This is a genomic window from Bradyrhizobium niftali, from assembly GCF_004571025.1.
GTDB lineage: Bacteria > Pseudomonadota > Alphaproteobacteria > Rhizobiales > Xanthobacteraceae > Bradyrhizobium > Bradyrhizobium niftali.
In genome coordinates this window covers 94,497-110,506 of the sequence record NZ_SPQT01000012.1, presented here as the reverse complement: position 1 = coordinate 110,506, position 16,010 = coordinate 94,497, and the positions used below count along the sequence as shown (strand labels likewise).

Annotated in this window: 15 protein-coding genes; 9 read left to right on the top strand and 6 right to left on the bottom strand. The window is 65.1% G+C overall.

Going from position 1 to position 16,010, the window contains the following annotated elements:
- Positions 1-6: 6 nt before the first annotated feature.
- Positions 7-624, bottom strand: a complete 618-nt coding sequence (locus tag E4K65_RS21475; RefSeq protein ID WP_135175873.1) for a CGNR zinc finger domain-containing protein — start codon at positions 622-624, stop codon at positions 7-9.
- A gap of 120 nt (positions 625-744) precedes the next feature.
- Here E4K65_RS21475 and E4K65_RS21470 point away from each other — a divergent pair, with 120 nt between their 5' ends.
- Together E4K65_RS21470 and E4K65_RS21465 are read left to right on the top strand one after the other, a co-directional pair.
- A complete protein-coding gene (locus E4K65_RS21470; protein WP_135175872.1) occupies positions 745-1,440 on the top strand; it encodes an alpha/beta fold hydrolase in 696 nt (231 codons plus the stop codon).
- A 64-nt stretch (positions 1,441-1,504) separates the two neighbouring features.
- The gene (locus tag E4K65_RS21465) at positions 1,505-2,356 is read left to right on the top strand and encodes an alpha/beta fold hydrolase (RefSeq protein ID WP_135175871.1); all 852 of its coding nucleotides are present in this window, start codon (positions 1,505-1,507) and stop codon (positions 2,354-2,356) included.
- A 109-nt stretch (positions 2,357-2,465) separates the two neighbouring features.
- Here E4K65_RS21465 and E4K65_RS21460 read toward each other — a convergent pair whose 3' ends face one another.
- Positions 2,466-3,185: a hypothetical protein gene (locus E4K65_RS21460; protein WP_135175870.1), complete on the bottom strand. Its 720-nt coding sequence runs from the start codon at positions 3,183-3,185 to the stop codon at positions 2,466-2,468.
- 276 nt (positions 3,186-3,461) lie between these two features.
- Here E4K65_RS21460 and E4K65_RS21455 point away from each other — a divergent pair, with 276 nt between their 5' ends.
- Positions 3,462-4,385 carry an ABC transporter ATP-binding protein gene (locus E4K65_RS21455; protein ID WP_135175869.1) on the top strand — a complete coding sequence of 308 codons (924 nt, stop codon included), beginning with the start codon at positions 3,462-3,464 and terminating at the stop codon, positions 4,383-4,385.
- Positions 4,382-5,143: an ABC transporter permease gene (locus E4K65_RS21450; protein ID WP_135175868.1), complete on the top strand. Its 762-nt coding sequence runs from the start codon at positions 4,382-4,384 to the stop codon at positions 5,141-5,143. Before E4K65_RS21455 ends, E4K65_RS21450 begins: the two co-directional genes overlap by 4 nt.
- Positions 5,144-5,260: 117 nt before the next feature.
- On the opposite strand, the gene E4K65_RS21445 is transcribed toward E4K65_RS21450, so the two are convergent.
- Positions 5,261-5,584, bottom strand: a complete 324-nt coding sequence (locus E4K65_RS21445) for a hypothetical protein (RefSeq protein WP_135175953.1) — start codon at positions 5,582-5,584, stop codon at positions 5,261-5,263.
- A gap of 326 nt (positions 5,585-5,910) precedes the next feature.
- Between E4K65_RS21445 and E4K65_RS21435 the strand changes: the two genes are divergently transcribed.
- Together E4K65_RS21435 and E4K65_RS21430 are read left to right on the top strand one after the other, a co-directional pair.
- Positions 5,911-6,690, top strand: coding sequence for a L,D-transpeptidase (locus E4K65_RS21435; RefSeq protein WP_167771006.1), 780 nt, complete (start codon positions 5,911-5,913; stop codon positions 6,688-6,690).
- Positions 6,691-6,762: 72 nt separating this feature from the next.
- Positions 6,763-7,746 carry a glycerophosphodiester phosphodiesterase gene (locus E4K65_RS21430; RefSeq protein ID WP_135175866.1) on the top strand — a complete coding sequence of 328 codons (984 nt, stop codon included), beginning with the start codon at positions 6,763-6,765 and terminating at the stop codon, positions 7,744-7,746.
- Between the two features lie 110 nt (positions 7,747-7,856).
- Here E4K65_RS21430 and E4K65_RS21425 read toward each other — a convergent pair whose 3' ends face one another.
- Positions 7,857-10,136 (bottom strand): spermidine synthase, encoded by a 2,280-nt coding sequence (locus tag E4K65_RS21425; RefSeq protein ID WP_135175865.1) that lies wholly within the window; start codon positions 10,134-10,136, stop codon positions 7,857-7,859.
- A 204-nt stretch (positions 10,137-10,340) separates the two neighbouring features.
- Here E4K65_RS21425 and E4K65_RS21420 point away from each other — a divergent pair, with 204 nt between their 5' ends.
- Positions 10,341-11,951: a phytoene desaturase family protein gene (locus E4K65_RS21420; RefSeq protein ID WP_135175864.1), complete on the top strand. Its 1,611-nt coding sequence runs from the start codon at positions 10,341-10,343 to the stop codon at positions 11,949-11,951.
- Between the two features lie 289 nt (positions 11,952-12,240).
- Here the strand turns inward: E4K65_RS21420 and E4K65_RS21415 are convergent, their stop codons facing one another.
- Positions 12,241-12,396, bottom strand: a complete 156-nt coding sequence (locus E4K65_RS21415) for a Flp family type IVb pilin (protein WP_135175952.1) — start codon at positions 12,394-12,396, stop codon at positions 12,241-12,243.
- 164 nt (positions 12,397-12,560) lie between these two features.
- Here E4K65_RS21415 and E4K65_RS21410 point away from each other — a divergent pair, with 164 nt between their 5' ends.
- A complete protein-coding gene (locus tag E4K65_RS21410) occupies positions 12,561-13,448 on the top strand; it encodes a 50S ribosomal protein L11 methyltransferase (protein WP_135175863.1) in 888 nt (295 codons plus the stop codon).
- Positions 13,449-13,578: 130 nt separating this feature from the next.
- Here E4K65_RS21410 and E4K65_RS21405 read toward each other — a convergent pair whose 3' ends face one another.
- On the bottom strand, positions 13,579-13,758 hold the full coding sequence (locus E4K65_RS21405) for a hypothetical protein (protein WP_135175862.1): 180 nt from the start codon (positions 13,756-13,758) through the stop codon (positions 13,579-13,581).
- A 188-nt stretch (positions 13,759-13,946) separates the two neighbouring features.
- Between E4K65_RS21405 and E4K65_RS21400 the strand changes: the two genes are divergently transcribed.
- Positions 13,947-15,776 (top strand): aminopeptidase P family protein, encoded by a 1,830-nt coding sequence (locus tag E4K65_RS21400; RefSeq protein WP_135175861.1) that lies wholly within the window; start codon positions 13,947-13,949, stop codon positions 15,774-15,776.
- Positions 15,777-16,010 lie beyond the last annotated feature (234 nt).

Below are 16,010 nucleotides of genomic sequence, written 5' to 3'. Positions count from 1 at the left end.
CGTCGGTCAGTGCCTGCTCTTGAGCCGGCTGCGGTGCGCAGCCTGCTTGGCCCGGTTGCCGCAGATCGCCATCGAGCACCATCGTCGCGCGCGTCTGCGGGTGTGGTCGGCGAACAGCATCGTGCAGTTATGGCCCTCGCACGCCTTCACGTGTGAAAAGTCCTCGTCGCAGACGAATTTCGCCAGCGCTTCGCCGACCGGCAAGAGCAGGGATTCGGGCGATCGCCAGTGCCGCATTCTTTGCAGCGCAAGCCCGCCCGCACCCTGGCGTCGCGCGATCTGTCGGAACGAGTCGTCGCGCGCCAGGAGGCTGTTCAGCGGCCCGAGCTCCTGCAGCGCCTTCACGGTGAGCGGCCGGCCTGCATGCTCAACCACAAAGCCGCGAAACCACTCGCGCAAGGCGCGGGCCTGGTCCGCGACCTTGTCCAGCTCGCCAAGCAAGGCACGCGCCTTCATCGCATCGAGCTCATCGACTGCAACGAGCCTCGCCTGAGCGAGCCAGTCGATCAGCCCATCACCATCGTCGATCCAATCGACGGGCGTATCGACCGGCGTGGCGATCGAATTGAGAAAATCGAGGCCAAGCGAGTCGGCGACGAACATGGCGGGCGGTCTACGTGACATGTGGGCTCCCCAGCCAAAACGGAACATTCCCCACATAACCTGTTAAATTCAAGTTGACAAGTTACGCATTACAGACATAACCTAACTGATGCTATTTTACAGGTTACTAAGGAGGCAACGATGGCTAGAGGCAGTGTGACGGCGGTCCTGGCTCACGGGGCGTGGGCGGATGGATCGAGCTGGGCACGAGTCATCACCGCGCTCGAGGCCGAGGGGATCAAGGCGCACGCGGCGCCGCTTCCACTGACCTCCCTTGCCGACGATGTCGCGGCACTCAACCGGAGCCTCGATCGCATTGAAGGCCCGGTCGTGATTGCCGGGCACGCCTATGCCGGCGCCGTCATCGCACTTGCGCGTCCGGCGCGCGTGAAGGCGCTGGTCTATGTCGCAGCCCTTGCGCCCGAGGAGGGGGAGAAGGTTGCAGACGTGTTCTATCGCCTTGTCCCCCACCCGCAGGCGCCAAAGCTTGCTCCCGATGACAATGGCCTGATCTGGTTGCCTGAGAATGCCTTTGCAGCGGCATTCGCACAGAACGCTTCAGCGCAGGATCACACTGTGCTGGCATCCGTGCAGCGGCCTATCTCGCTGAATTGCATAACGGTCCCGGCGGGCCGCCCGCTGTGGAAGGACGTTCCGACCTGGTACCTGATCGCCGAGCAGGACCGCATGATCGTGCCCGAGACGCAGCGCTTCATGGCGGAACGCATGAAGGCGAACATCCGAACGCTCGCCGTCGATCACACGCCCAGCGTCACGGCGCCCGCGGCTGTTGCCGATATCATTCGCGACGCGGTCCGCGCTGTGAGCGGCAATTAGCGCGCCCGACGTCCAGCAAACCCGCTCACGTCAACAACATCCCTTGCCAGGAACGGAGACTGCCATGACCTCCACCCGATATCGCACCGCCGACGTTGACGGATTCAAGGTCTTCTATCGCGAGGCCGGGCCGTCGGGGGCGCCGAAGCTTCTGCTACTGCACGGTTTCCCGAGCGCCGGCCACATGTTCCGCGACTTGATCCCGCTGCTTGCGGACAAGTTTCACATCGTGGCCCCGGACCTTCCCGGCTTCGGCCAGTCCGACATGCCCGCGCGCGAAACATTCAATTACACATTCGACAATATCGCGCGGGTGATCGAGCGGTTCACCGAAGTGATCGGCTTCGATCGCTTCGCCGTTTATGTCTTCGACTACGGCGCGCCGACCGGTTTCCGGCTCGCGTTGCGCCATCCTGAGCGGATCACGGCGATCATCTCGCAGAATGGCAACGCCTATGAGGATGGCCTCAGCGACGGCTGGACACCGATCAAGGCCTATTGGCAGGATCCGTCGTCGGCCAACCGCGATGCGCTGCGCGCTTTCCTCGTGCCGGAGGCGACACGCTGGCAGTACACCCATGGCGTCCCCGATGCGACCATGGTGTCGCCAGACGGCCAGAACCTCGACAACTTCTACCTGGCGCGTCTGGGCTCCGACGATATCCAGCTCGATCTGTTCGGCGACTACAGGAGCAATGTCGCGCTCTATCCGTCATTCCAGGAGTATTTTCGCAAGCACAAGCCGCCGTTCCTCGCGGTCTGGGGCAAGAACGATCCGTTCTTCATTCCGCCCGGCGCCGAAGCGTTCAAGCGCGACAATCCCAACGCCGTCGTGGAGTTCTTCGACACCGGTCATTTTGCGCTGGAAACGCATGCAGGCGAGATCGCGGATGCCATTCGCGCCTTCATGAGATGACGAGGGAGCGCGGGATGACGCGCACACGCTCACTGCCGCCCCTCGCGATCTCTGCACTTGCCGGAAAGATCGCGGCGCGACGGACAGCAGCCCGTCGCGCAAACGCGCCCTAGTTCCTGGCCGGCGCCGTCGCGGCCGCCGAGCGCGCCTGCCTGGGCGCGCCGGGTTCGGCAACCGGCGCCGGGGCGCGCGAGCGCATGATCGCGGCGTCGATCTCGGCGATGACGCGGCGCTGGATCGCCTCGTTCTTGTCGATCGAGATGTGGCCGACGCCGGTGCCGCGCACGTCGACATTGTCGAGCTTGCCGCGCAGGCCGGCCGCGGCCCGCACCGGCTCACCGGGACCATCGCCGATATAGATGTTGATGTAGCGTTCGGCGCCGGTCGAGAGTTTGGTCTTGAACACGGAATCGAGTCCGATCGCGAGCTTCACGGGCACGCCGAGCTGGTTGAGCTTGGCGATCATGTCCGGCAGCGCGGTCGCGCCCGAGGAATGGCCGACCAGGACGATGGTCTTGATGCGGCCGGCCTTGTAGGCGGTCGCGGCCTCATCGGCGAGCGAGGACCAGGACACGAAATTGGCAACCGTTACGGGAATGCCCTGCGCCTGGAGCCGGGAGCCGATCGTGTCGAGCCCGAGCGAGAAGATGTTGAGCACGCCGCGGAGCAGGTAGACATGCGTGGTCGCGGCCGCGGCCTGGCTCGTCGGCGCCGCCTTCGCGGTGGTCGGACTCATGGCAACAGCTGACAGCAGGAGCAGGCACATCGCCCACGCACGGATGGCGGGCAACTGGCTGGCGCCGGCGGTGTGACGGCCGTTCGGTCTCATCGATGGATTCCCTGGGGACAATACGCTTTGCGATCGGCCGGAATCGTAGCCATGGCCCGCTCGCAGACGCAACAAAGAGCCGCGTGAGCGGCAATCTTAGCCGCAGGCCGTGACCATCGCGCAACACTTGCCCGGAACCTGACACCGAAGGGCCTGTTTTGAGACCATTTTTCTCCGGCCAATTGCGACCCGGCAAGGGCATTCCTATGTCAGGACACCCGCTGACCTGCCCGCCCGGGCGGGTTCCAGCCTCCCTTCCCCATCCCGCCGGCCATCATGTCATCCATCATTTCCGTCGCCAATCTGTCGAAGACCTATGGGTCCGGCTTCAAGGCGCTCAAGAACGTCAATCTCGATATCAAGCGCGGCGAGATCTTCGCGCTGCTCGGGCCCAATGGCGCGGGCAAGACCACGCTGATCTCGATCATCTGCGGCATCGCCAATCCGAGCGAGGGAAAGGTCCTCGTCGGCGGCGAGGACATCCAGACCTCCTACCGCAAGGCGCGCTCGCTGATCGGCCTCGTGCCGCAGGAACTCCACACCGACGCCTTCGAGAGCGTGTGGGCGACCGTGAGCTTCTCCCGCGGCCTGTTCGGCAAGCCGAAGAACCCTGATCATGTCGAGAAGGTGCTCAAGGACCTCTCGCTGTGGGACAAGAAGGACAGCAAGATCATCACGCTCTCCGGCGGCATGAAGCGCCGCGTGATGATCGCCAAGGCGCTCTCGCACGAACCGCAGATCCTGTTCCTGGACGAGCCCACCGCCGGCGTCGACGTCGAGCTGCGCAAGGGCATGTGGGAGGTGGTGCGCACCCTGCAGCAGTCCGGCGTCACCATCATCCTCACCACGCACTACATCGAGGAAGCCGAGGAGATGGCCGACCGCATCGGCGTCATCAACAAGGGCGAGATCGTGCTGGTCGAGGACAAGGCGACCTTGATGCAGAAGCTCGGCAAGAAGCGGCTGACGCTGCATTTGCAGAACGAGATTACCTCGCTGCCGGAGAGCCTTGGCCATTACGAGCTCGACCTCTGCGATTCCGGCGCGACGCTGGTCTACGACTACGACACCAAGGGCGAGCGCACCGGCATCACCAGCCTGCTCAGCGACCTGCGCACCGCCGGCATCCGCTTCAACGATCTCGACACGACGCAATCGTCGCTCGAGGACATCTTCGTCGATCTCGTGAGGACGTCATGAATCACCGCGCCATCCGCGCCATCTATCTGTTCGAAATGGCACGCACCTGGCGCACGCTGCTGCAAAGCATCGTCTCGCCGGTGGTCTCCACCTCGCTCTATTTCGTGGTGTTCGGCGCCGCGATCGGCTCGCGCATCAGCCAGGTCGAGGGCGTCAGCTACGGCACCTTCATCGTGCCGGGCCTGATCATGCTCTCGGTGCTGACGCAGAGCATCGCCAACGCCTCGTTTGGCATCTACTTCCCGAAATTCACCGGCACGATCTACGAGATCCTGTCGGCGCCGATCTCCTATTTCGAGATCGTGCTCGGCTATGTCGGCGCCGCCGCGACCAAGTCGATCATCCTCGGCCTGATCATCCTCGCCACTGCCGGGCTTTTCGTTCCGTTGCATATTCACCATCCGGTCTGGATGCTGACCTTCCTGGTGCTGACGGGGGTGACGTTCAGCCTGTTCGGCTTCATCATCGGCATCTGGGCCGACGGGTTCGAGAAGCTGCAGATGATTCCGATGCTGGTGGTGACGCCGCTGACCTTCCTCGGCGGCAGCTTCTATTCCATCGACATGCTGCCGCCCACCTGGCGCACGGTGGCGCTGCTCAACCCGGTCGTCTATCTGATCTCCGGCTTCCGCTGGAGCTTCTACGAGATTGCGGACGTGAGCGTATCCGTCAGCATCGGCATGACGACGGCGTTCCTTGTGATCTGCCTGGTCACGATCTGGTGGATTTTCCGCACCGGGTACCGGCTGAAGAATTGACCCTTGCCGTCATTCCGGGGCGTGCGAAGCACGAGCCCGGAATCCATCGTGCGACAGGGTTGGTGGATGAATGGAGTCCGTGTTCGCGACTTCGTCGCGCTCCGGAATGACCAGCGGCTATCGATAGCAATGGAAACGGTGATAGCCGTCATAATAACCGCGGCAGTGGCGGTAGTGACGGTGGGGGATGCCGAGCACGCCCTCGACCGCGCCCACGGCGCCGCCGACACCGGCGCCGACCGCGCCTCCGACCACACCGCCCACCGGGCCGGCAATGCGGTTGCCTTCATGGGCGCCTTCCTGGGCACCGCGCACGATGCCCTGGGCATGGCCAGCTTGCGGCAGCGATAACAGTGCGAGCAGGATGGCGGCGGCTGCGAAAAGCAGGCGGACAGGTAAGGCGGCCGGCAATGGCGCAGCGGCGATACGGACTCTGTTCATCTTCGATCCCAAGGGAAATACACGAGGTAAACGGCGGCGAAAGCCGCCTGTCAGGCAGGCGATCATCAACGCCCAGAGCGGCCAAATGGTTGCGCCTTTGTGACGAATTGTCGGCGTCGTGAACGCGGCTCCGCTCGCGAAAATGTCAGCATCGCCGCGGGCGGCGCGGCACAAAGCGGCCTTGCTTACGCCCGGCATCACGTTAACGATGGCTGGGCCGGCTGCTGGAACGAAAGCCGGATTGCAGGCATAGTGCACGCCGGGGGACGGAGAGCCGCGGCGCTTGCGTGAACAGGCCGGAGGCCAGAACTCAAATGCGTTTTCAGATGCGTTCGTTTTTTATTGCTTTCACATCCCTGCTGCTTTTGAGCGCGGGCACCGCACAGGCCAAGGTCGAAATCACCGTCGACAAGGACAATCAGCAGATGACCGTCGCCGTCGACGGCGTCGCGCGCTATCGCTGGCCGGTGTCGACGGGCATTCCCTCGCGCGAGACGCCGAACGGAGCGTTCCGCGCCTTCCGCATGGAAGAGGATCACTACTCCAAGGAATTCGACGACGCGCCGATGCCGCACGCGATCTTCTTCACCAAGATCGGGCACGCCATCCACGGCACGGACTCGGTCGGCCGGCTCGGCGCGCCGGCCTCCCATGGCTGCGTGCGGCTGTCGCGCCAGAACGCATCGACGCTCTATGCGCTGGTGCAGCAGCAGGGCGTGCTCAATACCACGGTGACGCTGACCGGCTCGGCGCAGGTGGCGCTGGCGCGCAATCCGCGCGGCCGCACCAACAATGCCGTGGCCCGCGCCCCGCAGCCGGCCGAAGAGCAATACGCCACATCAGGCGATCCCGTGAATCTGGCGCCGCCGGCGCAGCCTGCCCGCCGCTACATGCCGCAGGACGACAACTACATCTACCCGGCCGACGGCAGCGACACCGGCACACGCTATCCGGCGCCGCGCTCGGCCAGCCGCCCGCTCTATGACGCGCAGGTCTATCATGAGCCGGCGCAGCAATATTACAACCAGGGCTACGGCCAGCAGGGCTATTATCAGCCGCAGCCCCGGCAGCTTTATCAGCCGCGCGGCTATTACTACCAGAACTGACGTGGCCGTCCGCCGTCGCCATCAACGGCGCTCGCCGGTCAGCACGAACTCCCGATCGCCATTCGAGGCACCATGTCATCACGTGCCACGACCGTTCTGACTTCGCTCTGGGTTTTGATGGCGGGACCGGCCATGGCCTTCGATCTCGAGGCGCATCGGGGCGGCCGGGCGCTGTTGCCGGAAAACACCCTGCCGGCCTTCGCCAACGCGCTGTCGATGGGCGTGGATACGCTGGAGCTCGACGTCGGCGTGACCACCGATGGCGAGGTCATCATCTCGCATGAACGCGGGCTCAATCCCGATCTCGCACGGAATGCGAACGGCGCCTATGTCACTCCGCCCGGTACGCCCTTCGTAAAATTGCAGTTCGCCGACGTCAGGACCTATGACGTCGGCCAGATCCGGCCGGACAGTTCTTACGCCAGGCAATTCCCCGAGCAGCGCCCCGTGCCGGGGACACGCATTCCCACCTTGAGGCAGCTGTTCGCACTGGTGCGCAAATCCGGCAACGATCGCGTGCGCTTCAACATCGAGACCAAGATCGATCCGAACCACCCGGACGAATCCCTCGACCCGCAAGGCTTTGTCGCCAAACTGCTCGGGCTAATCGAGGCCGAGAAGTTCTCCGAGCGCGTCATGATCCAGTCGTTCGACTGGAGGACCCTGCAACTCGTGCAGCGGCAGGCCCCGAACATTCCGACCGTGTACCTGACGCTCCAGCGCGGCTCGGGCCAGACGATCGCGCTGGACAAGGCCACCAGCTGGACTGCGGGTTTCAGTCCGGCCGATCACGGCGGCTCGCTGCCGCGAACCATCAAGGCTGCAGGCGGCGCGATCTGGTCGCCTTATTTCGGCGACGTGACTGCGGCACTCGTCTCGGAGGCTCACGGGCTCGGGCTGCGCGTCGTAGTCTGGACGGTCAACCAGCCTGAGGACATGGCGCGCATGATCGAGATCGGCGTCGACGGGATCATCTCGGATAGGCCCGACCTGTTGCGGCAGGTGGCGGGCGAGAGGGGAATTGCGCTGCCGGCGGGGACGCCGGTGGCGCCGTAGCTGCAAACCGTCTCATGTCCCGGATGCGGCGCGGCATGAAATGACGCGACGCAGAGCCGGGACCCAGGCTTACGCTCCGCTCCATCCGGCTACGAAGTTGCGAAGCGGCCCTACTCCCCATCCCTCAAACGCCGATACAGCGCGCCGAGGATGTTGGAATAATCGTCGGTCCAGACTCGCACCCTGTCGTCGGCTTCGGTCTGCTCCCAGACCTTGGACGAGGCGATCTTGCCGACGTCGGCGTCCTCGCGCGCGGAGATGACGACGTCGGTCGAAAAGATGTAATCGCCATCCCGCCCGGAATCCTCGTTGAAGACCCAGCTCTTGAGATCGTTGGCATCGGCGATGCCGACCACGACGGTCTCGAGATCGAGATGCCGGTTGGAGACGTGCATCACCACGGCGCCCTGGGGCGCGAGCTTGTCCTTGTAGATCTTCATCGCCTCCTCGGTCGCAAGATGGATCGGGATCGCATCCGACGAATAGGCATCGACGATGATCAAGTCATAGGCGCCGTCCGGCTCCTTCGCGAAGGTCAGGCGCGCGTCCCCGATCACCGGCTTCAGGTCCGGCAGGCAACTCGAGATGTAGCGGAAATTCTTCGGGTCGCGCGCCGCGTCGACCATCGACTGGTCGATCTCGAAGAATTTCCAGCTCTCCCCGGGCTCGGCGGCGCAGGCCAGCGTGCCCGATCCGACGCCGATCGCGGCGACCTTCAGCGGCGCGCCCTTGCGCTCGCGGAGCGCGGTGATGGCCTGACCGATGCCACCGTCCTTGTGATAGTAGGTGATCGGCTCGGGCCGGCCGGTGACCGGCGTGCCGTCATTGTTGCGGAAGCGCTCGGCGCCATGGATCGTGGTGCCGTGCATCAGCACATGGAAATAGCCGCCGGGCGTCTCCACGATCTTGTGGACGCCGAAGAAGCTTCGCACGGTGGTGACGCGGCCCTCGTCCGCCGGATAGACACGGATCAACGCCAGCGCGAGCGCAACGGTGGCAAAGATCTTCCAGCGGCCGGCATTGAGCGCCAGCGTCAGCAGCGCAGCGAGCACGCCGACGGAGCCCGCGACCCAGACGCGGTGATCCTCGAACCAGGTCGAGAGGCTGCCTGTGGTGTAGGACGGCGCAACGAGTGCCACCGCGAGCGCGGCGAGCGCCAGCCAGTACCATTTGACGATGCCGGCAAGACGCTCGTTGGCGGACGGGCGGCACAGCGCCGCGAGCGCGACCAGGATCGGATATTCGGCGATCCATGAGAAGGTGAATGGAGCAAAGAGGCCAGCAAAGAGGCCGCCGACCATGCCGCCGAACGACAGCGCGACATAGAAGCCGGTGAGATATTTGGCGGCCGGCCGGGTCCGCGCCAATTCGCCGTGACAGGCCATGGCGATGACGAAGAAGCACAATTGATGACCGCCGAGCGTCAGCAGCAGATTCTGTTCGCCGCCGAAGGCCAGCAGGAACACCACGCCCGCGATCGCGACCGGCTGGAGCACCAGCATCCATTTGTGCGGCAGCAGCGGCCGCGACTGGAACACCACCACCCAGGTGAGCAGATACAGCGACAGCGGCAGCACCCACAGAAGCGGCGCCGCCGCGACGTCGGTGGAGATGTGCGCGGTGACGGCGATGAGCAAGCCCGACGGCACCGCGGCGAGGAAGATCCAGCGCAGCCGCGTCACGAGGCCGGGTGCCGGCGCATTGATCTCCTCGGTTCGTGCATCGACCACCGCCAGTTTTGGCGAGCGCAACAACAGCACGCCGCAGGCGGCGATCAGGACGATCAGGAGGCCATAGCCGCCGGTCCAGAAGCGGTTCTGCGTGTGCAGCGTGAACACCGGTTCCAGCAGGAACGGATAGGACAACAGTGCGAGAAAGCTGCCGATGTTGGAGGACGCATAGAGGAAATAGGGATCGTGCCCGGCGGGATGGCCGGTGCGGACGAACCAGGCTTGCAGCAGCGGATTGTTGGCGGCGAGCGCGAAGAACGGCAGCCCGATCGAGACCACGAACAGGCCGAGCAGCCAGACCGCATAGCCCGACGCGGGCGGCTCGCCATAGGCGGTGGCAATGCCGAGCGGCAGCGTCGCGAAGGCCAGGACCAGCAACACCAGATGCACCGCCACCGGAACGATCCGGTTCCTCACCTGCATCAAGAGATGCGCATAGGCGTAGCCGGCCAGCAGCAGCGACTGGAAGAACACCATCGCGACCGACCACACCGCCGGCGAGCCGCCGAGCCGCGGCAGCACCATCTTCGTGAACAGCGGCTGCACCGAGAACAGGAGCAGCGCGCTGACGAAGATCGCAGCGGTGTAGACCGCCAGCAACAGCCGGTTGCGCGACGACGACGGCTGCTCCGTGGCGGCGGGGTGCACGATCGAATCCATGGAATCTCCGGCTAAATTCCGGCGGGCGCCGGGCGCGCGCAATGGAGCACACCACGCCTGAACGGGCAACAAAGGGTCTCGTGATGTTGCAGCGAGGAATGCTTGATATAGAGATGTCATTCCGGGGCGATGTGAAGCATCGAACCCGGAACCTCGAGATTCCGGATCGCGCTTCGCGCGCCCCGGAATGACGCCAGGGACATCATGACCGAAACCGACGTCGTCATCATCGGCGCTGGCCATAACGGCCTCACCTGCGCGGCCTATCTCGCGATGGCGGGCCTGCGCGTGCGCGTGGTCGAGCGTCGCAAGGTGGTCGGCGGAGCGGCAGTCACGGAGGAGTTTCATCCGGGTTTCCGCAATTCTGTCGCGGCCTACACCGTGAGCCTGCTCAATCCGCAGGTGATCCGCGACCTTGAGCTTGCCGGGCAGGGCCTGCGAATCGTCGAGCGGCGAGCGCAGAATTTTCTCCCCGCGCCGGACGGCAGCTATCTGCTCACCGGCGAGGGACGGACGAAACCGTCAGTCGCGCGGCTGAGCGCGCGTGATGCGGATGCACTCGACGGCTTCTCGCGCGAGCTGGAAGACATCGCCGACGTGCTGCGCCAATTCGTGCTGCGCGCACCGCCGAACCTGCTCGACGGTTTTGGCACGAACGCGATCCGCGAGGCCGTGAACGCATTGCAGAGCGCCAACATCCTCCGCGGCCTGACGCTGGAGCAAAGCCGCAGCCTGCTCGATCTCTTCACCCGCTCGGCCGGCGAGATGCTGGAGGAACGGTTCGAGCATGATCTGGTCAAGGCGCTGTTCGGCTTCGATGCCATCGTCGGCAATTATGCGAGCCCCTACGCCGCCGGCTCGGCCTATGTGATGCTGCATCACGCCTTCGGCGAGGTGAACGGCAAGAAGGGCGTCTGGGGCCATGCCATCGGCGGCATGGGCGCGATCACCCAGGCGATGGCGCGCGCCGCGCAGGGCCGGGGCGTCGCGATCGACACGGATGCCGGCGTGCGCGAGGTGATCGTCGAACGCGACCGCGCCGTCGGCGTCGTGCTGGAGAACGGCGCGACGATCCGCGCGAAATACGTCGCGGCCAACGTCAATCCAAAGCTGCTCTATACGCGGCTGATCGCGGCCGACGCCCTGCCGAAGGACTTCCTCGCCCGCATCCGCCACTGGAAGAACGGCTCCGGCACCTTCCGCATGAACGTGGCGCTGGACCGCCTGCCCTCCTTCACGGCGCTGCCGGATGACGGCGATCACCTCACCTCGGGCATCATCCTGGCGCCGAGCCTCGGCTACATGGACCGGGCCTTTCTCGATGCGCGCGCGCAGGGCTGGAGCCGCGAACCCGTGGTCGAGATGCTGATCCCCTCCACGCTCGACGACACGCTGGCGCCCGCAGGCAAGCATGTCGCGAGCCTGTTCTGCCAGCACGTCGCGCCGGAGCTTCCCGACGGCAGATCCTGGGACGACCATCGCGACGAGGTCGCCGATCTCATGATCGCGACGGTGGACAGCTACGCGCCGGGCTTTGCGGCGAGCGTGCTCGGCCGCCAGATCCTGTCACCGCTCGATCTCGAACGGCAGTTCGGCCTCCTCGGCGGCGACATCTTCCACGGCGCGCTGACGCTGAACCAGCTGTTCTCGGCCCGGCCGATGCTGGGCCATGCCGATTATCGCGGCCCCCTGAAAGGCCTCTATCACTGCGGTTCCGGCGCCCACCCCGGCGGCGGCGTCACCGGCGCCCCCGGCCACAATGCGGCGCAGGCGATCCTGCGGGATCATCGCTCGCTGTTCGGAAGCCGTGGATAGGTCTGTGCATGGGCTGTGGACAAGCCTGTTGGCAGGTGTGTGCCAGGAAGGGGATGGCGGCACCAGACCATCGGGACAAGTCTGGGGACAGGCGGTGCAAAACCGCCGGGCGATGACGGGAGGGGCCGGTGGATAACGCTCTGGCAAATGGCGGACAACCCGTGGATATCGGCCGGGAATCGCACGCGGGAAAACGACTTCGCCCGCCAGGGGCAATTCCCTAAGCGGGCGATCGTCAAAAAACAGCCTAAGAAGAAAGTAGCCCCCGCTGGAAAATGGGAGGCGGAAATTACTTCAATGAGGTGCTAATCGAAGTGAACTTATCGTTCATCGTGGTACCCAGGCCGTTCACCACGGTGATGATCGCGAGCGCGATACCGGCCGCGATAAGGCCGTACTCGATTGCGGTCGCACCGGACTCATTGGACCAGAACTTCAGAACCATGCGCGTCAAGACTCGCCTCCGTTTCTATTTCAAGCTGTGTTGGTTGGCCCCAACACCCGAAAATCTACGGGACGCAACCTTCGGGTGGGTTAATCCCGGAATTGCAAGTTATGCGAAAAATCGGGAACAAAAGTTCCAAAAATTGAACCTGACGGAACCCTAGTATGCAGAAGTCTCCCACCCATCGCGCCAGCTTTTCGATCGGCACCGAGGCCGCTGCCCGGCGTGTCGTCGACGTGCTCACCGAGGTGTTCTTCGAGGGCGATGCGGCGGTCGCCGCGTTCGAGCGGCCGGATGGACAATGGGACGTCACGCTGCATTTTGCGGATGCGCCGGACCAGGCCTGGCTGCGCGAACTCGTTGTAAATTCGGCAGGAAATGACATCGCCGACACTCTTGCCTTCGATACCGTCGAAGCCAAGGACTGGGTCAAGGCCAGCCTGGAAGATCTCGTCCCGGTGCCGGCCGGACGCTTCGTCGTGCACGGCAGCCATGACCGCGACCGCGTCGCGCCGAACAAGCTCAAGATTGAGATCGAGGCGGCGCTCGCCTTCGGCACCGGCCATCACGGCACCACGCGCGGCTGTTTACTCCTGCTTGACCATGTCCTGAAGAGTTCCCGCCCGAGGAACCTGCTCGACCTCGGCACCGGAACCGGCGTGCTGGCGATCGCGGCCGCGAAGGCGCTGCATCGCGCCGTGCTTGCCTCCGACATCGACCCGCCCTCGGTGCGGGTGGCGGCCGAGAACGGCCGGCTGAACGAAGTCGGTCACCATGTGCGGGTGATCCGCGCCACCGGCTTCGCCGCGCCGGATTTCACCCGGGCGGGCCGGTTCGACCTGGTGCTGGCCAACATCCTTGCCAATCCGCTGCGGCACCTGGCGAGCCCGATGGCGCGGCACCTGGCGCCCGGCGCGCTCGTCATCCTCTCCGGCCTGCTGACGCACCAGGCCCCCGCCGTGATCGCCGCCTATCGCGCACGCGGCCTCGTGCCGCTGCGGCATTTGCGGATCGAGGGGTGGAGCAGCCTGTTGCTGCGGAAGGTGGGGTGAAGTGCAACGGTGACGGCGTAGGGTGGGCAAAGCGAAGCGTGCTCACCGAGTTCATCTGCGATCACGGGGAGGTGGTGGGCACGGCGCTCTGCACCTTTGCCCACCCTACGACGACATCGCCATCGCCACGCTACTCTGCCGGCTTCTCGTCCCGGCGCATCGCGCGCTCACCCTGCAAGACGCGCCTCGCGCGGCGCTCGGCGATACGGTCGATCATCTGGCTGATGAGACCGCGCGGCTTCTTCGGTGTGGTTGCGGCCGGGGCCCGGCGGGCCGGCGGCGAAATCTTCTCAAACGTGAACGCTGGCATCGTGTGTCCCCTCGCCGTTGAGTAGAAACACTTGCTCGAACTTCCCTGTTATCCGGACGGAGCTCAAAGGCCGCATCCATTTACTCCACTCGACTCAAGCGGAACTTTTTCAAGCACAGTCCATGCCAGATGCGCCGCGAATGCGTCCACATTGCGGAGCGATCCCCATAATCCTAAAGTGATCCACCATGTTCGAAGCACACTTCCAGACATTCGAGGAGCCCGAGGCCGGCGTCGCATTGACGGCGCGCCTAGCCGCACTCCGCGAAGAACTCGCCCGCCGCAAGCTGACCGGCTTTGTCATTCCGCGCGCCGACCAGCAGCAGAATGAATATGTGGCGCCTTCGGAAGAGCGGCTCGCCTGGCTGACCGGCTTCACCGGATCGGCAGGCCTGGCGGTGGTGCTGGCCCACGAGGCCGCATTGTTCGTCGACGGCCGCTACACGATCCAGGCGGCCAAGCAGGTCGACGCAAAGGCCTGGGCGGTGGAATCGCTGATCGACCCTCCGCCGGAGAGCTGGGTGTCGGCGCATCTGAAAGCCGGCGACCGCCTCGGATTTGATCCCTGGTTGCACACTTTTGCGGCAGCCGAGCGCCTCGCCGCCGCCTGCACCAAGGCCGGCGCCGAGCTGGTGGCGGTCGACAGCAATCCGGTGGACGCGGTCTGGCACGACCGGCCGCAGCCGCCGGTTGCCCCCGTCGCCGTGCACGGAATGCAACATGCCGGCATCGGCGAGGCCGAGAAGCTGGCGCAGATCAAAAGCGAGATCGCCAACGTCGGCGCTGACGCGCTGGTGCTGTCGGACAGCCATGCCGTGGCCTGGACTTTCAACATCCGCGGCGCCGACGTCGCGCACACCCCGCTGCCGCTGTCCTACGCGCTGGTGCCGAAGGACGGCCGTCCGACCATCTTCATCGACCACCGCAAGCTTTCCAACCTGACGCGCGACCATCTCGAGCAGTCGGCCGACGTGCGCGAGCCCGATGCGATGGCGCCGACGCTGATGGCGCTGGCCAAGAGCGGCGCCGCGATCGCGCTCGACAATGCCACCGCGGCCGATGCGCTGAGCCGGCTGATCGCCGGCGCCGGCGGCAAGCCTGTGCGCGGCAGCGATCCGATTGCGCTGCTCAAGGCGGTCAAGAACGCGACCGAGATCAGGGGCACGCAGACGGCGCATCGCCGCGATGCCGTGGCGCTGGCGCGCTTCCTCGCCTTCATCGATCGCGAAGCGCCCAGCGGCAAGCTCACCGAGATCGACGCGGTGGAAGCGCTGGAGACGTTCCGCCGCGACACCGGCGCGCTGAAGGACGTGTCGTTCCCGACCATATCGGGCACCGGCCCGAACGGCGCCATCGTGCACTACCGCGTCACCCGCAAGAGCAACCGGCGCATCGCGCCCGGCGACCTGCTGCTGATCGATTCCGGTGCGCAATATGAAGACGGCACCACCGACGTGACGCGCACCATGGCGGTCGGCGAGCCCACGGGCGAGATGCGCGACCGCTTCACCCGCGTGCTGCGCGGCCATATCGCGATCGCGCGCGCGATCTTCCCCGACGGCACCAATGGCGCTCAGCTCGACACGCTGGCGCGGCAATATCTCTGGGCCGCCGGCGTCGATTTCGAGCACGGCACCGGCCATGGCGTCGGCAGCTATCTCAGCGTCCACGAAGGGCCGGCGCGGATCTCGAAGCTCGGCACCACGCCGCTGAAGCGCGGCATGATCCTCTCCAACGAGCCCGGCTACTACAAGACCGACGGTTTCGGCATCCGCATCGAGAACCTCGAGCTCGTGGTCGCCGCCGACATCAAGGGCGCCGAGAAGCCGATGAACGCGTTCGAGACGCTGACCCTGGCGCCGATCGACCGCCGGCTGATCGACGTCGCCATGCTGAGCCGCGACGAGCTCGACTGGCTCAATGCCTACCACGCGCGTGTAAGGGCCGCGGTAGGGCCGGCGCTGGACGAGACAACGAAAGCGTGGCTCGATCAGGCGACGGCGGAGCTGAAGGCGTAAGGTCGTCATTCAGAGTGCAGCGCATAGCACTACGCGATTTGTGCAACGCTGCTTCCCCACAATAACCGTCATGCCCCGCGAAGGCGGGGCATCCAGTACGCTGCAGCCTCTCCGTATCCCACTTCTGTCTCTGGAATACTGGATTCCCCGCCTTCGCGGGGAATGACACCGCTTTTGTAGCGCGAGCAACGCGCCCAATCGGTCGCCATCATGCCCTCATCATAACCGTCCCGG